We start from the raw sequence: 628 nt of genomic DNA, 5'->3' as shown, positions 1-628 counted from the left end.
GAGGTGGTCCTAAAGATCTTTGTGCTGTCGTTTATGATATGTTTTTTGTGATATAGGCAATTTTGGCCAAGACAGTCTCATAGCTCAGCTGGTTAGAGCGCTACACTGATAATGTAGAGGTCGGCAGTTCGAGTCTGCCTGAGACTACTGGGCAGCAAAGCTGCAAGTTCAAAGTTTTAAGTTTAAAAGTTTAAAGTTTTGAAAAGTTCATTAAGAAATACTGAAGGAAATTTTAGAAGTTGGGTGATTGTCACGTAATGGTGAGCACGTTATCAAAACCGTTAACTGTTAACTGATAACTGCTGACTGAAACGGGGAATTAGCTCAGCTGGCTAGAGCGCCTGCCTTGCACGCAGGAGGTCATCGGTTCGACTCCGATATTCTCCACATTTTCCCCGCGGATGCGGGGATCTCAAAGGGACTTCACCGATCAAGGTCGGTAATTTTCCCGGAGGGATGCCAAACCTGGTTTGGCACAAGGTTCATTGACATATTGGGACGGAGCGTGATGGTCATACCATCATGGCGAAGTCAAAAGAAGAAACACGAAGTAGAATAGAATATATAAGGATTACGAGAGGGCATATGTGCTTAGGCACATGATGCGACAAGCAAAAGAAGGGCGTAT

The 628-nt window shown here is 44.4% G+C and carries 2 tRNA genes; both read left to right on the top strand.

The features are described 5' to 3' along the window. The first annotated feature begins 73 nt into the window (after window positions 1–73). Window positions 74–147 (top strand) — tRNA-Ile (locus tag EZV76_RS16880). 166 nt (window positions 148–313) lie between these two features. Next, window positions 314–387, top strand: a tRNA-Ala gene (locus EZV76_RS16875). Window positions 388–628 lie beyond the last annotated feature (241 nt).

Source organism: Flagellimonas alvinocaridis, assembly GCF_004916895.1.
GTDB classification, from domain to species: Bacteria; Bacteroidota; Bacteroidia; order Flavobacteriales; family Flavobacteriaceae; genus Flagellimonas; species Flagellimonas alvinocaridis.
The sequence above is the reverse complement of the archived record's forward strand: the minus strand, read 5'-3'. Positions and strand labels throughout refer to the sequence as shown.